This window comes from Janthinobacterium sp. SUN026 (genome assembly GCF_030397625.1).
GTDB classification, from domain to species: domain Bacteria; phylum Pseudomonadota; class Gammaproteobacteria; order Burkholderiales; family Burkholderiaceae_D; genus Janthinobacterium; species Janthinobacterium kumbetense.
Genome location: NZ_JAPQNU010000001.1, coordinates 844183 through 861403, shown reverse-complemented (window position 1 = coordinate 861403; position 17221 = coordinate 844183). Strand labels below are relative to the sequence as shown.

Sequence of the window (17221 nt, the reverse complement as noted above, 5' to 3'; positions counted from 1 at the left end):
ATGCGACCATTATGCGGTGGCCCCCATCAATTCAAAGCGAGGATCTGGGTGGCTTTCGCCGCGTTATTCTCGGCATTCTTCAACAAGCTCATTTGCGTTTCGAACTGGCGCGCCAGGGCGATCATGCTGACCATCGAGTCGACGGGACTGACATTACTGCCTTCCAGCGCACCGGTGGTCAGCTTGACGGCCTGGTCGGCCTGCGCCACCGTGCCATCCTTCAGGCGGAACAGGCCGTCGTCGCCGCGCACCAGTTGCTGCTCGGGCGGGTTGACCAGCTTGATGCGCCCCAGCACCGTCGACGGGCCTGGCGGCACGTCCGTGGAAATCGTGCCCACCGTGCCGTCGCTGGCGATGGCCACCGTCACGCCGGGCGGAATCGCCATGGGGCCCGTGTCGCCCTGCACCATCAGGCCGCCCTGCGTTTGCAGCATGCCGTTTTCATTGAGCTTCAGGGCGCCGTTGCGGGTGTAGGCTTCGGACCCGTCGGCCGACTGCACCGCGATCCAGCCGCCGTTTTCCACGGCCACGTCGAGCGCGCGGCCCGTGTGCTGCATGGGTCCTTGCGTGAAATCGGAACCGACCGTCGAATCGACGACGAAGGCGCGCGTCGGCATCATGCCGTCGGCCACCACGGGCACGGCGCGGAACGAGTCGAGCTGGGCACGGAAACCCGTGCTGGTGGCGTTCGCCAGGTTGTTCGCCGTGGTCGCCTGCTTGTCGAGGATGTGCTTGGCGCCCGAGCCGGCGGTGTAGATGAGACGGTCCATGTGTTTTCTCCGTGCAAAACGAAAGCCGGGAGCAGTCCGAAAGAACTGCTCCCCTTACTCTTAACGCAGGTTGACGAGGGTCTGCAAGACGGAATCCTGCGTCTTGATGGTCTGCGCATTCGCCTGGTAGGCGCGCTGGGCCGTGATCATGTTGACCAACTCCGCCGTCAGGTCAACGTTCGACACTTCCACCGCCGAGGCGCGCAAGTTGCCCAGGGTGCCAGTCTTCGGTTCGCCCGTGATGGGCTTGCCCGAGGCCGAGCTTTCCACCCAGGCGTTGTTGCCCAGCGGCTCCAGGCCGTTCGGGTTGGTAAAGTTGCTCAACACCACTTGGCCCAGGGCGCGCGTCTTGCCATTGTTGTACTGGCCCTGGATGACGCCGTCGTCACCGACGATGAATTGGCTCAGCTGGCCCGCCTTGTAGCCGTCCGCTTCCGTTTTCTTTTCCGCCGTGGTGGTGCCCAGCTGGGTCGACCTGGTGAAGTCGACCTGGACCGACAGGGTCGCATTCGCGCCCGTGGCCGGGAAGATCGGCAGGTTGACGGTGACGGGCAAGGTTTGCGGCGGCGTCAGGGCCAGCATGGCGGCCCGGTCCAGGCTGCCGACCGTGTTGAAGACCAGGGAACCGGTCTTGACGGCCGGCACCACGGTCACGTTGCGGATGGCCTCGTCGATCTGGTCGGGCGTGCGGCTCGAGTTGACGCCGTTCGGCACTGCGCTGCCGTAGGTGGCGGCGATGGCGGCCAGTTGCGCCGGCGTGGCGCCCGCGGCGGCGGCGGCGGCCGAGACGGCGGCACCGACCGCATTGCCATAGGCGACGGCGGCGGCCGTCACGTTGGCCGGCACCAGCGGCACGGCCGTGGCGGCGGCCTGGTAGGCGGCACGCGCGGCCAGCGAGGCTGGGTCCGTCTGCAGGGCGGCCGCGACCTTCATGCTGGTCACTTCCGTGCCGTCAATGGCCGAGTAGACATCCCAGGTGTTGGTGCCCGTCTTGACATAGAAATTCGCCATGTTGTGGGAATTGCCCAGCGAATCGAAGACTTCGACGGGGAACTGCTTGTGGTAGGAGGTGTCGTCCGTCGACTTGAACGGCACCGTGGTCGGCATGGCCGTGTTCGAATTGAGGTTGACTTGCGTGTCGACCTTGGTCGTTGCCTGGGGCTTCATGTCCGACTGGTCGATCTGCAGGGGCACGACGGCGCCGGCGACGATCTTGCCGTTGACGTCGGCCGGATAGCCGGTCAGCTGCGCCAGCTGGGCGTTGACGATGAAACCGCTCTTGTCGACCTGGAACTGGCCATTGCGCGAATACTGGATGGCGCCGTTGACGCTGGTACGGAAGAAACCGCCGCCATTGATGGCGATATCGAGGGGATTTTGCGACGTTTCCAGGTTACCCTGGTTAAATTGCTGGGCGATTTGCGAGACCGACACGCCGATCCCCGCCTGGTTGCCGCCCACGCCATACAGCGAGTTGGCATAAATGTCGGCGAACTGGGCCTGCGACTGCTTGAAACCCACGGTCGACGAGTTGGCGATGTTGTTGCCGATGACGTCCAGCGATTTGGCGGCGCCATTCAAGCCGCTCAGGCCTTGTTGGAAAGACATTGTGTTCTCCTGGTAGAAATTAGGGGTAGAGGGTCACGCTAAGGGGAAGCGGCTTACAAAATCTGTTTCACGTCGGCCATGGTGATGCTGCCCACGCCCGGCACATTCAATTTCACGCCATTGGCGCCCGTCGACACGCTGGCGACCGAACCGAACATCAGCGCCGTTGCATCCTTGAGCTTGGTGCCGCCGCGCGTCGCTTCCACGGCGAAGGTGTAGGCGCCGTCGGCCAGCACGACCGGCTTGCCATCCTTGTCGAGGTCGGCGGTGGAACCGTTCCAGCCCAGCGGCAAGGTGCCCGCCGGCTGGGCGCCCAGGTCGATGGAATGGACTTCCTTGCCATCCTTGTAGATGACGACCTTGACCTTGTCGGCGGCCGTGGCCAGGTCCACGCCCAGCAGCGCGGCGCTCTTGCTCAGGTTGATGTCCTTGCCCGCCGTCAAGACGCCATGGCCGATGATGTTGGCCGCCTGCATCGATTCGGCTTGCTGGTAGCTGGCTTTCAAGCTTTCCACGGTGGTATTGAGCTTGTTGACGCCCGTCACCGTCGACAGCTGGGCCAGCTGGCTGGTCAGCTGTGCATTGTCCAGCGGATTCATCGGATCCTGGTTTTTCAGCTGGGTAACCAGCAGGGTGAGGAATTTGTTCGTTTCCGCTTCGACACTGCCTGCCTCGGCCGTCGTCTTCTTCGGATTCATCGTCGCCATCAGGTCGGTGACTTTGGAGGTGTTCGTATCGATGATTGCCATAATGATCAGTCAGCCTTACTGGCCGAGGGTGAGGGTTTTCAGGAGCAGCGACTTGGCCGCGTTCATGGTTTCCACGTTGGTCTGGTACGAGCGCGAGGCCGACAGCATGTTGACCATTTCGTCGACCGTATTCACGTTGGGCATGGTGACGTAGCCCTTCTCGTCGGCCAGCGGATTCTTCGGGTCGTAGACCAGCTTCATCGGCGACGGGTCTTCGATCACCTTCTGCACCTTGACGGCCGTGGCGCCGTTGGCCATGGGCACGGCTTCGAACACCACCTGCTTGGCGCGGTAGGCTTCGCCCGTGGCGCTGGTGGCGCTGTCGGCATTGGCCAGGTTGCTGGCCACCGTGTTCAGGCGCTGCGCCTGGGCGCTCATGGCCGAACCGGAAACATTGAAGATATTAAATAGCGACATGATTATTGTCCTCCCTGGATGGCCGTCAGCATGCCCTTGATCTGCGAATTGAGGAACGTCACGGCCGCCTCGTAGCGGATGGCATTGTCGGCAAACGCATTGCGCTCGAGATCCATGTCGACCGTATTGCCGTCGACGGCGCCCTGGGCCGGCGCGCGGTACAGCAGCGGCGTGCCGTCGGCCAGGGTCTCGACCTTGCCGCCACCGAGTGCGCCCGCAGCTGCGGCCACGCCCTTGCCCGGCATATGCTGCGGCGCCGTGCCCTTCAGGGCCGGCGGCACGCCATCCTTGCGCGCCATCGCCCCCTTCAGGGCGGCGGCGAAATCGACGTCGCGCGCCTTGTAGTTGGGCGTGTCGGCATTGGCAATATTCGAGGCGAGCAATTCCTGGCGCGTCGAGCGCAGGCTCAGCGCCGTCTCGTTGAAGCGCATGTAATCGTCGAGTTTCCCTATCATGTCAGGCTCCGGAAAGATCTGCCACTGGCGCCCGAGATGGCGGAAGGATGGCGGATTAGTGATGACAGGAAACATAGTAAGGTGCCCACCAGCAAGACCATCGCCGGATCAGACCGTACTTTTACCCCTTAATCGGCGCTTCGAACGGGGCGGCGCGCACTATCATGGCACTATTCCAGAGGCCTATCACCATGAAAACACCGCTCGCTTTCTTCTTTGCTTTTGCCGCCCTGCCACTGTTGGCGCAGGCGCAAAACGCCGGCCGGCAAACGCCGGAAGCGTTGCGCAACAGCGTGGAACAATTCCTGCAAGTGCAAAGCAACGGCTTGCCCGGCAAGGTGACTGTCACCGTCGGCGCCGTCGATCCGCGCCTGAACCTGGCTGCCTGCCCCGCGCCGCAGGCGTTCATGGCGCCGGGCGCGCGCGCCTGGGGCAAGACCACCGTCGGCGTGCGCTGCACGGCGCCCTCCAGCTGGACTATTTATTTGCAAGCGAACGTGGCCGTCGTCGGCGACTACGTGGCCAGCGCGGTGCCGCTGGCGCAAGGACAATCCATCGACGCCAGCCAGCTGGTGACGATGCAGGGCGACCTGGCCGCATTGCCGGCAGGCATCGCCACCGACATGGCCCAGGTCGTGGGCGCCAGCACGAATATTTCCTTGCCGCCAGGCACACCGATGCGCCTCGACACCCTGCGCCGCAAGCCGGTGGTCATGCAAGGCCAACTGGTGCGCGTCGTTTCGAGTGGTAACGGTTTCCAGGTGGCATCAGAAGGACGCGCCATCGGCAGCGCCGGCGATGGCCAGACGGTGCAGGTACGCACGCAGAGCGGCCAGCAGATCAGCGGCGTGGCGCGGGCTGGCGGCCTGGTGGAGGTGGCGTTTTAAACACGGATGGACAGCGATATTGTGGTCTGGCGCACTAAAGTTTCGGCAAAAGGTGCCGATAATGACACATATCCCGGAGTTTTTTGACTTCGACCAGACGAGGATCACGCTGTGAAAATTACCGACAACACCATTAAAAGCAATCCCGGCCTGCCGGTGGCGCCCGCGAGTACCTCCGGCGCCCGGAATGCCGAGAAAGCCCAGGCAACACCGACAACGTCGGACAATGTACGCCTGTCGCCGCAAGGACAGGCATTAGCGGCCAGTGCAACTGCCGGCAGCGGCGCCGTGTTCGACACGAAGAAAGTCGAACGCATCAAGCTCGCGATCGCCGACGGCCAGTTCCAGGTCAACTCAGAAAAAGTGGCGGACGGTCTCCTCGACACAGTCAAGGACTTGCTGCACTCACGAAATAGATAGGTTCCCTCATGCAATCAGTGACTCCGTTTTCCAGCCTGCGCGACGAGCAACAGCTCATGACCACATTGCTGGCATTGATGAAAGAAGAACAGCGGCATCTGGTTGCGGCTGACATCGATGCAATCACGGAGCTCACCGCACGCAAGACGGCACTGGTAGGACAATTGAGCCAGCTGGCGGCGCAACGCCACCAGGCGCTGGCGGCAGCCGGTTTCACGGCGGCCGAAGCGGGCATGGAAGACTGGCTGGTCGGCGCCAATGAAGCCGACGCGGCGCCCCTGTGGAAAGCCCTGCTCGAGACGACGCGCGAAGCCAAGGAGCAAAACCGCCTGAACAGTCTGCTCGTCAACAAGCACATGCTGCACACGCAAGGCGCCCTGAACGCCATGCGCCCCCCGGCCCAGAGCGGCAATTTCTACGGCCCCAGCGGCCAACCGACGACGAACACGGCCAGCCGGCGCGTCGTCATCGGCTGATTTCCCCCTAGTTAACAGCAATCCGCCGGCAAGGCGCAGCCGCCTTGCCCTTCAACCGTGCGCGGCACGTCCCGCGTGCTGGCGGTATTTCGCCACGATGGCTTGCGCCTTGGCGCTGGCGGCCGCCTGCTGCTCCGGCGTCAGTTCCGCCTGCAGCCAGTGCCAGTATTCGTCCTGGTAGGGATTGGTGACGCCGGGCGCGAGGATATCGTCGTAGACCTGGCGCAGCGCCAGCAGGTAGCCATACGCTTGCGGCGCATCCTTGCGCACCACGTCGCCATCGCGCAGGTAGGCCATCATCAGGGTAGCCACGCTGGTCAATTCCGCCTCGTCCGCCTGCGCCGTCAGCTGGGCGATGGCTTGCCGCTTCCACGCCTGCACCAGCGGATCGTCGGGACGGTTGCGCAGCGCGCTGCGGTCGCCGAACGGCCCTTCCGACAGGAAGATGGTCGCCGCGCCGGGCACGCCCGCCCTGGCGGCAGTCGCCAGGTAGCCGAGGCGGTCCTCGCGCTGGCGCTGCGTCAGGCCCGCGCACAGCTGCTGCTGCGCGGCTTTTTCCTGCGCCGTCATCTCGCGCCCCAGCTCGAATTCCATCCCCGGCAAGCGCCCTTCCTGCTGGAAGACGATGCAATCGTCGAGCAGATTGTAGGCCGCATACGCGTCTTCCGGCTTGCCGCTGGCCGCCAGACGTTCGAGCTGCTGCGCCAGGGTGACGGGCATCGGCGCGGCATCGGCGACCGGGCTGGCATCGATATTCAGATACGATTCCAGGCTGCGTCCCGCCGGCGCGCCAGGGGCGGAGGCGACAGCGTCCGGCGCGCCGCCGTCGGGAGCGGGCCAGTACGCGAGCGCCAGCGCTGCCGCGATGGCGGCGGCGATGGCCATGCCGGTGAATTTGACGTTCATGGTGAGGAAGCGCGTGGATGGGAAACGCACGTTACCACAGGCGCGCGGCGGCGGGCCGCACGCCTCCGCACGCTCAGCCGCCGGCCTTTTTCGGCTGGTGGCCCAGCTTGGCCAGCGCGGCCAGGATGGCGTCGACATGGTCGCCCTGCACTTCGATCACGCCATCCTTGACGGTGCCGCCCGAGCCGCACTGCGTGCGCAACTGCTTGCCCAGCAGGGCCAGCGCGATGGCGTCCAGCGGCAAGCCCTTGACCACGGTGACGCTCTTGCCGCCACGGCCCTTGGTCTGGCGCGAGACGCGCACCACGCCATCGCCCGCAGGCGCGGCCTTCGCTTGCGCCTTGCACGCGCACTGCGCCAGCGGCTGGCGGCAGGCGGGACACATGCGGCCCGTTTCAGTGGAATAGACGAGACCGCCCAGGGAGCTGCTTTTCATGAGGAAACGATAAAAGAGGAAGAAAGCGCGATTGTACCAAGCGGCAGCCCGCAGTTGACGAGCGTCAATTGGCCGGCGCAGGCGCCACGGGCGCCGTCGGCACTTCCGTCACCGTTTCGGGGATGCCCGACAAAATCGTCACGGCGACCCGGCGGTTGCGCGCGCGCCCTTCCGGCGTGGCGTTCGGCGCCACGGGGATATTGTCGGCGTGGCCCACGGCCGTCAGGCGCGACGCCTTGACGCCGCTGGCGATGAACAGGCGCACCACGGCGCTGGCCCGCGCGGCCGACAATTCCCAGTTCGAGGCAAAGGTCGAATTGCTGATCGGCTGCACATCCGTATGCCCTTCCACCTGCACGTCGTGCGTGTCGTCCTTGAGCAGCACGGCCACGGCGCGCAAGGCCTGGTCCGATTCCGCCGTCAAGCCCGCCGCGCCCGGGTCGAACAGCACGCTGGCATTGATTTCCACGCTCACGCCGCGGCTCGTCTGCGTGACCCGCACCTTGCCTTCCTTGACCAGCGGCGCCAGGGTCGACGTCAGGTCCTGCGCCAGGCGCGTCATGTGTTCGCGCTCGCGGCGGATGGCTTCCGTGCGGCGTTTCAGGGCGGGGTTCGGCAACGGGATCGCCTGCGGCGCTTCCATGATGATGGGCGGCGCGCCCTTTTCCAGGCTGAAGGCCTGGCCGATGGCATTCTGGAAGACGCGGTATTTGCCTTCGTTGACTTGCGAAATCGCATACATGACGACGAAGAAGGCGAACAGCAGGGTGATGAAGTCGGCGTACGAGATCAGCCAGCGGTCCTGGTTGTCCGGTTCCTCGTCATACTTCCTGCGCGCGCGCCGCATCATGGTCAATGCTCGTGCAAGAGGCTGGACACGCGCTCTTCGATGATGCGCGTGTGGTCGCCCGTGGCGATGTCGTACAGCACGGCGGCCGTGATTTCATATTGCACCACGCGGCGCGAAACGATGGCCTTGAGTTTATTGGCCACCGGCAGGAACAGCAGATTGGCCAGGCCCACGCCATAGATGGTCGAGACGAACGCCACGGCGATGCCGCCGCCCAGCTTGCTGGGGTCGGTGAGGTTTTCCATCACATGGATCAGGCCCAGCACGGCGCCCAGGATGCCGATGGTGGGCGAATAGCCGGCCGCCGATTCCCACACCTTGACGGCCTGGCGCTCGGCCATTTCGTAGGCGGAGATTTCCACGTCGAGCAGCTGGCGCAGCTTGTCGGGCGCGATGCCGTCGACGATCATGCGCAAACCCTTGGCGTTGAAGCGGTCGGCCGTGTTTTCCATCAGGCGCTCGAGCGCCAGCGGGCCGTCGCGGCGCGCCGTCAGGCTCCATTGCCCGATGTCGCGCGCCAGCGCGGCGCGCGTGTCGGACGGCGGCAGGAAGACCCAGCGCAGCATTTCCAGGCCGCGGACAAAAGTGCGCAGCCGCGTCTGCAGCAGCACGGCGCCGAAGGTGCCGACGATGACGATGGCAAAGGCGGCCGGCTGCAGCAGGGAGGCCATCTTGCCGCCTTCCAGTGCCTGGCCGACCAGCAGGCCGGCCAGCGCCAGCGCCAGCCCGATTACGCTGGACCAGTCCACGCCAGCTCCCTCAAGGTTGCGCGCAGGCGCGCGACGGCCTGGGTATGCAGCTGCGAGACGCGCGATTCGGATACGCCCATCACCGCGCCGATCTCCTTCAGGTTCAGCTCTTCTTCGTAATACAGGCCCATGAGTATTTTCTCGCGTGGCGGCAGCGCGTCGATGGCATCGATCACGGATTGCCGGAAATCGGTATCGAGCAGGGAGCGCAAGGGGTCGCTGTCCTCGTCCACGCAGTGGCGGTCGAGGAAGCTGTCATTGCCGTCCGGGTCATGAAAGTCTTCGTAGTACACGAGCTGGTGGCCGCCGCCGTCGCCCAGCATTTCCTGGTAGTCGGCCAGCGACATTTTCAGCAGCTTCGCCACTTCCGACTCCGTCGGCGGATGGCCGAGGCGCTGCTGCAGGGTGCTCATCGCCTCTTCGATCTTGCGCATGTTCTGGCGCATGCTGCGCGGCAGCCAGTCGCTGGTGCGCAATTCGTCGAGCATGGCGCCGCGGATGCGCAGCACGGCATACGTCTCGAACTGCGCGCCATGCGTCTCTTCATAGCGCGTAATGGCATCGAGCAGGCCGATCATGCCGGCCTGGATCAGGTCATCGACCTCGACCGAAGGCGGCAATTTCGCCTTCATATGGTGCGCCAGACGCTTCACCAGCGGAATGTGCTCCGTCAGCAAATAGTCCTTGTTCGATTTCCCTTTGACCGTGTACATAGGCTGCTTATTGTTTTCTCATCTTATCTGGTGCTGCGGTTCGATTCAGGCGCTGAACTGGTGCGGGCTCCCCGTCTGGTACAAGGTGCCGCCAAGCACCGGCGCCGCCGAACGGGCCAGCCGCTCGGCCAGTCCGCGAAACGCCACCGACGCTCCCGCCAGCGGAAACGCGTCGACCACGCTGCGGCCCAGCCGCGCCGCGCGGTGCAGATACTCGTCGGCAGGCACGGAACCCATCGAAGTCAGCTTCACGGCCAGGTAGCGGCTCGCCGCCTGCGCCATATTATCGTATACCACTTTTGCTTCGGATTCGGAAGCGCCGGTGACGAGAATGCCGAACGGACGGCGTCCCAGTTCCTGGCTCAGGCGCTTGATCAGGCAGTACGCCGCCTTGATCGAGGTGGCGCTGGTCGAGACTTGCACGACGATATCCGACGATGCCATCAGCGGCACGGGGAAGCAGGCCCCCTCGTCCGCCACGACGCCGTCGACCAGCACGATGCCGCTCTGGCGCGCCAGCACGTCGAACGTCTTTCCCAGGCGGCGCAGTTCATCCTCGCCCGCATAGTCCATGCTGTCCATCAAATGGTTGCGCGCGCCCAGGCTGGCCACGCCGAAGCCTTGCGGCACCTGGTGGATGACCTGGTTCAAACCGCACTGCTGGCGCGCCACGTCGCGCAGGCTGGCGCCGTGCGCCAGTCCCAGGCGCGATGCCACGCCATCGCTGCCGCCGCTGGCGTCGAGCAGCAGCACGTCATTGCCGCCGTAGACGAGCGACGCGCCCAGGTTGACCAGCATGGCGCCCTTGTCGTCCTGCGGCGTGGCCGAGAGGAACGTCATGACGCGCGGCTGCGGGCCGGCCAGCATGCGGCGCAAGCCTTCGGCCTGGTCGAAATCGAAATTAGCCAAGGTGCACCCCGCGCGCTTCATTGTTGCGGGCAGCCGCCTGCGCCATCAGCAGCGGCAGTTCGGCGTCGGAAAACTGCGTGGCCGCCGCATCGCGCTTGAGCTTGAAGGCACGGTCGATCAGGTAGCCGCGGTCGGCCAGGTACAGATCTTCCGGCACGCGTTGGCCGTTCGACACATAAAACAGGTTCAGCTTCTGGCGAATCACCACGTCGAGCACATTGCCGATCGAGGCCGCTTCATCGAGCTTGGTCATGATGCAGCCGGCCAGGCCGCTGCCCTGATACGCGCGCACCACTTCGTTCAACGTTTCCTGCGTGGCCGTCGAGTTCAGGCACAGCAGGCGTTTCACGTCGGCGCCGGCGCCCGACAGCATGGCCACCTGTTCCGTCACCATCTGGTCGCGCTGGCTCACGCCCACCGTATCGATCAGCACCGTGTGCTTGTTCTTCAATTCCTTCAGGGCGATGCGCAAGTCCGCCTCGTCCTTCACCGAATGCACCATCACGCCGAGGATCTTGCCGTAGATGCGCAGCTGTTCGTGCGCGCCGATACGGTAGGCATCCGTGGTGATCAGGGCCAGCTTTTCCGGGCCGTGGCGCATCACGCAGCGGGCCGCCAGCTTGGCCGTGCTGGTGGTCTTGCCGACGCCCGTCGGGCCCACCAGGGCAAACACGCCGCCCTGCTCCAGCATGGCATCTTCATTGGCCACAGTATTCAGGTTACGGCTCAGGACCGTCTTGATCCAGCGCATGCTTTGCGCGCCATCGAGGCCGGCCGGCAGCTTGTCGATCAGGTAGCGCGCCAGGCTGGCCGAGAAGCCGGCCGCCAGCATTTCGCGCAGCACGACGGCTTTTTGCGGCTCGCGCTGCTGCGTCGAACCCCACGAGATTTCCGCCAACTGGGTTTCCATCATGCCGCGCATGGCGCGGATTTCATTCATCATGCCGCTCATTTCGGCGGCGGCGTTTTCCTTGACGTGCGCCAGCGCGCTGGCCATCATCTGCTGCATGCGGGCCATGTCCACTGGCTCGGAGGCAGCCTGGCGCGGCGCGGCAGGACGTGGCGCGGCCGGGCGCTGGGCCGGGGCGGCCGGACGCTGCGGCGTGGCGAACTGGGTCTGCAACTGGGGACGGGGCTGGGCCATTTCGGACGCGGCCGGCGGCGACGCCAGCGAAGCGGCGTCGTCATTGGCCAGCGCGAGGATTTCCACCACACCATCGGCCTGGCGGTTCGACAGGATCACGGCATCGGGGCCCAGCGCTTCGCGCACCTTGCGCAGCGCATCGCGCGACGAGGCGCCCGTAAATTTCTTCACATTCATGACCGGCCTCCCAGGGCGGGGGTGGCGCAATATTGGCTGAACTGTGTGACCATCGTCGACTCCTGTTGCTTGAGTGCTGTCTTCCACATGGACACAGATCACCCGGACAGTTTCCATTATTAGCGATGCTTGCAGGAAATGATCGAAGGAACAGGACGGGAAAGTACCCGTTATTCAGTTTGCCGAGAGGAAATTGATGTTTATTTGACCAAAAGCAAGCACCGGGCGTCCGTCCCGCAGGAACCGACCCCGATGCCGCTCATCACAACTACTGCGCGCCCACCAGCGCCGTGACGCGGATGGTCTTGGTTTCCGGCACTTCCGCATGCGACAGCACTTTGAGCTGCGGCAAGGCGCGGCGCAGGAAACGCGACAGCAAGGCGCGCAGCGGCGCCGGCACCAGCAGCACGGGCGTCAGGCCCAGCGCTTCCTGTTGCTGGGCAGCCAGGCCCGCCTGGTGCGCGATGGTGTCGGCCAGGCCCGGCTCGATGCCGGCGCCGTCGCCGCCATTGCCCATCGCCTGCATCAGCAGCCGCTCCAGGCGGCTGTCCAGGGTCATCACGGACAGTTCGGCCGAGCCGGGGAACAATTGCTGCACGATGGCGCGACCCAGGGCCACGCGCACCAGCGCCGTCAGGTCGTTCGGGTCTTGCGTGCTGATCGTATGCTCGGCCAGGGTTTCGATGATGGTGCGCATGTCGCGGATGTGCACGCCCTCGGCCAGCAGGTTCTGCAGCACCTTTTGCAAGGTCGACAGGGACAGCATCTTCGGCACCAGGTCTTCCACCAGGCGCGGCGACTCCTTGCCCAGGTGGTCGAGCAGCGATTGCACTTCCGCGCGGCCCAGCAGCTCGGAAGCGTGCGAAGTGATCAGGTGATTCAGGTGCGTGGCCACCACCGTCCCCGCGTCGACCACCGTATAGCCCATCGATTGGGCCTGGTCGCGCAGGCTGGCGTCGATCCAGGTGGCGGGCAGGCCGAAGGCGGGGTCGTTCGTGGCCAGGCCCGGCAAGGTGCCGCTGGCCATGCCGGGATTAATCGCCAGGAACTGGCCGTTGAACGCTTCGCCCACGCCCACTTCCACGCCCTTGAGGGTGATGCGGTAGGCGGACGGCTTCAATTCCAGGTTGTCGCGGATATGCACGGGCGGCGCCAGGAAACCCACTTCCTGGGCAAATTTCTTGCGGATACCCTTGATGCGTTTGAGCAATTCCCCGCCCTGCGTCTTGTCGACCAGGGGGATCAAACGGTAGCCCACTTCCAAGCCCAGGGTATCGACGGGCATGATGTCTTGCCAGCTGGCTTCTTCCTGCTCGGGCGCCACGGTTGCTTGCGGCACTTCGGCCGGCTTTTCGGCCGCCTCTTTTGCCTGCGTGCGCTTCTTGCTGATCAGATAGGCGGAGCCGGCCAGCAGCGAGGCCAGCAGGATGAAGACCATGTTCGGCATGCCGGGAATCAAACCCATGCCGCCGATGATGCCGGCGGTAATATATAACACTTGCGGTTTCGCAAACAATTGCCCCACCAGCTGGGTGCCGATGTCCTGTTCGCTGGCCACGCGCGAGACGACGATACCGGCCGCCGTGGAAATGATCAGCGAAGGAATCTGCGCCACCAGGCCGTCACCGATGGCCAGCAAGGTGTAGTTCTTGAGCGCATCGGCAAAGCCCATGTCGTGCTGCAGCAAGCCCACCAGCAAGCCGCCGACGATATTGATGACGGTGACCATGATGCCGGCGATGGCGTCGCCGCGCACGTATTTACTGGCGCCGTCCATGGCGCCGTAGAATTCCGCTTCCTGCGCCACTTCCGTGCGGCGGCGGCGCGCTTCGTCTTCGCCGATCAGGCCGGCGTTCAGGTCGGCATCGATGGCCATCTGTTTACCCGGCATGGCGTCCAGCGCGAAACGGGCGCCCACCTCGGCGATACGGCCCGCACCCTTGGTCACCACCGTAAAGTTGATGATCGTCAAAATGATAAACACGACGATACCGACCGTGTAGTTGCCGCCGATCAAGAAGTGACCGAATGCCTCGATCACTTTACCGGCCGCGTCGGCGCCCGTATGGCCTTCCGTCAACACCACGCGCGTGGACGCCACGTTCAGCGACAGGCGCAGCATGGTCGACACGAGCAGGATGGTCGGGAACGCCATGAAGTCGAGCGGCTTGACCGTGTACAGCGCCGTCAGCAGCACGATGATGGACAGCGCGATATTAAAACTGAAGAAGATGTCGAGGATGAAGGCCGGCAGCGGCAGCACCATCATCGCCAGCAGCATGATGATGATGACAGGCGCGGCGATGCCCTTGCTGGCGTTGCCTCCCATTCCACTGAGCCAGGCTGGCATTCTCAGGCCGTTCATGGTGTACTTCCTTTATTCTTGTCTTCTGCGCCGGCTGCGGGCGGTGTCTGTGAGGCGGGATTCTGCGGGTCGAGCTCGGGCGGCACGTCGAGTTTCTTCGGCTTGTCGGGACGCTCGCCCTGACCCTTGCCATAGCTGCGCAGCTGGAACACGTAGGCCAGCACTTCGGCCACGGCGCCATACAGCGCCTCGGGAATCTCGTCGCCGATGTCCGTGTGCTTGTACAGCGCGCGCGCCAGGGCCGGCGCTTCCAGGATGGCGACCTTGTGTTCGCCGGCCAGTTCGCGGATCTTCGCCGCCACCTCGTCGACGCCCTTGGCCACCACCTGCGGCGCGCCGCGCGAATTCTCGCCATACTTCAAGGCCACCGCGTAGTGGGTAGGGTTGGTCACCACCACGTCGGCCGTCGGCACGTCAGCCATCATGCGGCGGCGCGACATTTCATGCTGCATCTGGCGGATCTTCGCCTTGATCTGCGGATTGCCGTCCGATTCCTTCGATTCTTGCTTGACTTCCTGCAAGGACATTTTCATCTTGTTGGCGTAATGCCACATCTGGTACGGACCGTCGATGGCGGCGATCAGGCCCAGCGCGCCGACGATCAGCAGGAAAGCCGTGATCAGCAAACTGATCAGATGGGCCGAACCGGCGCGCAGGGATTCCACCGACAAGCCCAGCACGGCGTCCTTTTGATGCTGCATCACCATCCAGGCGACGACGCCAACGACGAGGGTCTTGGCGATGGCCTTGAGCAATTCCACCAGCGCATTCTTCGAAAACATATTGCCCAGGCCGCGAATCGGGTTGAGCTTGCCAAAATTGGGGGTAAACGCCTTGGAACTGAACAGCCAGCCGCCCACCAGCACGGGCGAAGCCAGGGCGACGAGCATGATGGCCAGCGCGTACGGCAGGCACGTCAGCAATACCGAGCCCACGTCGTAGCCGATGCGCAACATCATCGCGTCGGGATTGAGTATCTGTTGCCGGTCCAGGGTCAGCCCGGACACCATGACGGCCGTCAACCGCCGCACGATGGCGTCGCCGGCAAACCACAGGCAGCAGCCGGACGCCATCAACACAGTGAACGTTGCCACTTCGCGCGATCGCGGAACGTCGCCTTCCTCACGCGCCTGCTCGAGGCGCTTCGGTGACGCGGCTTCGGTCTTTTCTGCGTCGCTGTCTTCCGACATCAATCAACTCCGGTGAAGTCCTGCAGCCTGGCTAGGCGCAATACGGACTGGGCATGTGGCATTATCGAGTCAAGTGCCTGTTTACCATCGGCGGAACAGGAGGACAAATGCCCTGTATTTCCTTTACTCCCAGTAACCTTAGCGGGACTTGCGCGCCTCGGCCTGTTTCACGGTCTGCTCAATGGCGCCAAACAGGGACTTGCCGTCATCGCCCAGCATTTCCAGGCGGACCACGTCGCCGAACAGCAAATACGGCGTGCTGGCGACGCCATCGGCGATCATCTCCTGGCTACGTCGCTCAACGATGCTGGAAAATCCCTTCTTGACTTCCTTGTTGGCGACCCCGCCCGCGCTCACCACGCTGCCGGCGCGCGCGTTGCGCGTCTGGCACAGGTGGGCGAGCAATTGCGGGTAATTGAACGCCATGTCGGCGCCCGCATGGGGCTGGCCCGTCAATTTGCCGTTCAGGCTGCAGCGCAGCGCGTAATGCACCTTGCCGCCGCGCCAGGCGTCACCCAGCTCGTCGGGCGTGATGGCGACAGGGGAGCACGCCATGGCCGGTTTCGCCTGCAGGAAACCATAACCACTCGCCTGCTCGTCCGGCGCCAGGTTGCGCAGGGTGATGTCGTTGACCAGCATCAACAGCTTGATGTTCAGGTGCGCCTGGTCGGGTGTCGACCCCATGGCCACGTCGTCCGTGATGGCGGCGATGCCCGCTTCGTAGTCGATGCCCCACTGCTCGTGCGCCAGCACGATCTCGTCCTGGGCGCCCAGGAAATCGTCGCTGGCGCCCTGGTACAGGCGCGGCGCATCGCGCAGATTGGCGGGCGCCTCGCTGCCCGCCGCCTTGCAGGCCCGCTCGATCTGCTGCAGGTAGGCTGCGCCAGCCACGCGCAAGCTGCTGCGCGGCAAGGGCGCCATGCAGTTGGCGGGATCGAATTCGAAGGCGCGATGGCCGCGGCCGCTATTGATGGTCTGGTACAGCAAATCGAGCTGGGGCGCGATGAAACTCCAGTCGTCGAGCGCCTTTTGCAGGGTCGAGGCGATGCCATCGGCCAGATGGGCCGTTTTCAGGTCGCGCGAGACGACAGCCAGCTGGCCGTCGCGCGTGCCATCCTTCAGGGTAGCTAATTTCATGTGCGGGAAACTTCGTCAAATGCAGGCAATGGAGACTAAAGACGCCAAAAAGCCGGGATATCCCCGGCTTTGACGGTCAGGAAGGGGCTAGGCCAGGAGCGCGATCTGCTCGGGCGTGAGGTAGCACCACTCGCCTTCGGCGATGCCCAGCGATTCCAGGGGCAGGCTGCCGATGGCGGAACGGTGCAGCGCGCTGCAATGGTTGCCGGCGGCGGCCAGCATGCGCTTGACCTGGTGGTACTTGCCTTGCTCGAGCACGATTTCCAGCTGGTGCTCGCCGCGCTTGACGCAGACGAGGGCCGCCAGCGGGGCTGGCTCGTCGTGCAATTGCACGCCGGCCAGCAGCAGGGCCACCAGCTCATCCGTCACGGGCTCTTGCGTGGTGGCCTGGTAAATCTTCGGAACGTGGCGCTTCGGCGACGATTGTGCATGGATAAACGGGCCATCGTCGGACATCAGCAGCATGCCGGTCGTATCGTGGTCGAGCCGGCCGACGGGCTGGACTTCGCGCCAGGTGAATTGTTCCGGCAACAGGGTCAGCACGCCAGGATGATGACTGGGCTTGCGCGAGCATTCGAAGTTGGCGGGCTTGTTCAGCGCCAGGTACAGGTGCGCGCGGTACACCCACTCTTCTTCGAACACGTGCAGCACCAGGCCTTCGGTCTCGACGGTGGTGCGGTAATTGGTCTGGGTGACGCCATCGATGACGACATCGCCATCCTCGATGAGGGAACGACAATATTTACGGGTGCCAAAACCCTGCGATTGCAGGATGCGGTCTAGGGATAATTTACTCATGGGCGTGACTTTACCAGAAGCGGCTGGCAGCGTGAAGCGGCGGCGCCTGGCGTCCGCGCGGCGGC

General features: G+C 64.3%; 19 protein-coding genes. 3 read left to right on the top strand and 16 right to left on the bottom strand.

Translation table 11 applies throughout. The annotated features are described in order from the left end of the window. Positions 1 to 26: 26 nt before the first annotated feature. From OX459_RS03935 to flgB, 5 genes are read right to left on the bottom strand one after another with little or no spacing between them, the layout of a single operon-like run. On the bottom strand, positions 27 to 770 hold the full coding sequence (locus tag OX459_RS03935) for a flagellar basal body rod protein FlgF (protein ID WP_070253727.1): 744 nt from the start codon (positions 768 to 770) through the stop codon (positions 27 to 29). 60 nt (positions 771 to 830) lie between these two features. After that, on the bottom strand, positions 831 to 2378 hold the full coding sequence (locus OX459_RS03930) for a flagellar hook protein FlgE (RefSeq protein WP_099666857.1): 1548 nt from the start codon (positions 2376 to 2378) through the stop codon (positions 831 to 833). 53 nt (positions 2379 to 2431) lie between these two features. Then, positions 2432 to 3127 carry a flagellar hook assembly protein FlgD gene (locus tag OX459_RS03925; RefSeq protein ID WP_099666856.1) on the bottom strand — a complete coding sequence of 232 codons (696 nt, stop codon included), beginning with the start codon at positions 3125 to 3127 and terminating at the stop codon, positions 2432 to 2434. Positions 3128 to 3142: 15 nt separating this feature from the next. Next, positions 3143 to 3544: a flagellar basal body rod protein FlgC gene (gene flgC, locus OX459_RS03920; protein ID WP_071075845.1), complete on the bottom strand. Its 402-nt coding sequence runs from the start codon at positions 3542 to 3544 to the stop codon at positions 3143 to 3145. A gap of 2 nt (positions 3545 to 3546) precedes the next feature. Beyond that, complete coding sequence (gene flgB, locus OX459_RS03915) at positions 3547 to 3999, bottom strand: flagellar basal body rod protein FlgB (protein ID WP_289903904.1); 453 nt, start codon at positions 3997 to 3999, stop codon at positions 3547 to 3549. Between the two features lie 191 nt (positions 4000 to 4190). On the opposite strand from flgB, the gene flgA reads away from it, so the two are divergent. From flgA to OX459_RS03900, 3 genes are all read left to right on the top strand, one after another. Then, positions 4191 to 4886, top strand: coding sequence for a flagellar basal body P-ring formation chaperone FlgA (flgA, locus tag OX459_RS03910; RefSeq protein WP_289903903.1), 696 nt, complete (start codon positions 4191 to 4193; stop codon positions 4884 to 4886). A gap of 111 nt (positions 4887 to 4997) precedes the next feature. Next, on the top strand, positions 4998 to 5306 hold the full coding sequence (gene flgM / locus OX459_RS03905) for a flagellar biosynthesis anti-sigma factor FlgM (protein ID WP_034787161.1): 309 nt from the start codon (positions 4998 to 5000) through the stop codon (positions 5304 to 5306). A gap of 8 nt (positions 5307 to 5314) precedes the next feature. Further along, entirely contained in the window at positions 5315 to 5782 is a 468-nt protein-coding gene (locus tag OX459_RS03900; RefSeq protein ID WP_099666853.1) for a flagellar protein FlgN, read from the top strand. A gap of 51 nt (positions 5783 to 5833) precedes the next feature. On the opposite strand, the gene OX459_RS03895 is transcribed toward OX459_RS03900, so the two are convergent. The 11 genes from OX459_RS03895 to OX459_RS03845 all read right to left on the bottom strand — a co-directional run bounded on the left by OX459_RS03895 (position 5834) and on the right by OX459_RS03845 (position 17156). Then, the gene (locus tag OX459_RS03895) at positions 5834 to 6718 is read right to left on the bottom strand and encodes a hypothetical protein (protein ID WP_289903902.1); all 885 of its coding nucleotides are present in this window, start codon (positions 6716 to 6718) and stop codon (positions 5834 to 5836) included. A 43-nt stretch (positions 6719 to 6761) separates the two neighbouring features. Then, entirely contained in the window at positions 6762 to 7124 is a 363-nt protein-coding gene (locus tag OX459_RS03890; protein WP_289903901.1) for a translation initiation factor Sui1, read from the bottom strand. 64 nt (positions 7125 to 7188) lie between these two features. Continuing rightward, the gene (motD, locus tag OX459_RS03885; protein ID WP_077409251.1) at positions 7189 to 7971 is read right to left on the bottom strand and encodes a flagellar motor protein MotD; all 783 of its coding nucleotides are present in this window, start codon (positions 7969 to 7971) and stop codon (positions 7189 to 7191) included. Positions 7972 to 7976: 5 nt separating this feature from the next. After that, on the bottom strand, positions 7977 to 8723 hold the full coding sequence (locus OX459_RS03880) for a flagellar motor protein (protein WP_099666849.1): 747 nt from the start codon (positions 8721 to 8723) through the stop codon (positions 7977 to 7979). Continuing rightward, positions 8705 to 9436: an RNA polymerase sigma factor FliA gene (locus OX459_RS03875; RefSeq protein WP_077407859.1), complete on the bottom strand. Its 732-nt coding sequence runs from the start codon at positions 9434 to 9436 to the stop codon at positions 8705 to 8707. Before OX459_RS03875 ends, OX459_RS03880 begins: the two co-directional genes overlap by 19 nt. Before the next feature lie 45 nt (positions 9437 to 9481). Further along, positions 9482 to 10345 (bottom strand): antiactivator of flagellar biosynthesis FleN protein, encoded by an 864-nt coding sequence (locus OX459_RS03870; RefSeq protein ID WP_251350710.1) that lies wholly within the window; start codon positions 10343 to 10345, stop codon positions 9482 to 9484. Further along, the gene (flhF, locus tag OX459_RS03865) at positions 10338 to 11666 is read right to left on the bottom strand and encodes a flagellar biosynthesis protein FlhF (protein ID WP_034785293.1); all 1329 of its coding nucleotides are present in this window, start codon (positions 11664 to 11666) and stop codon (positions 10338 to 10340) included. The genes OX459_RS03870 and flhF overlap by 8 nt, the downstream gene beginning before the upstream one ends. Before the next feature lie 268 nt (positions 11667 to 11934). Further along, positions 11935 to 14031: a flagellar biosynthesis protein FlhA gene (gene flhA, locus OX459_RS03860; protein ID WP_289903900.1), complete on the bottom strand. Its 2097-nt coding sequence runs from the start codon at positions 14029 to 14031 to the stop codon at positions 11935 to 11937. After that, entirely contained in the window at positions 14028 to 15221 is a 1194-nt protein-coding gene (gene flhB / locus OX459_RS03855) for a flagellar biosynthesis protein FlhB (RefSeq protein ID WP_289903899.1), read from the bottom strand. The genes flhA and flhB overlap by 4 nt, the downstream gene beginning before the upstream one ends. Before the next feature lie 138 nt (positions 15222 to 15359). Further along, a complete protein-coding gene (locus tag OX459_RS03850; protein ID WP_289903898.1) occupies positions 15360 to 16358 on the bottom strand; it encodes a fumarylacetoacetate hydrolase family protein in 999 nt (332 codons plus the stop codon). Between the two features lie 87 nt (positions 16359 to 16445). After that, on the bottom strand, positions 16446 to 17156 hold the full coding sequence (locus OX459_RS03845) for a 16S rRNA pseudouridine(516) synthase (protein WP_289903897.1): 711 nt from the start codon (positions 17154 to 17156) through the stop codon (positions 16446 to 16448). Positions 17157 to 17221: the final 65 nt, after the last annotated feature.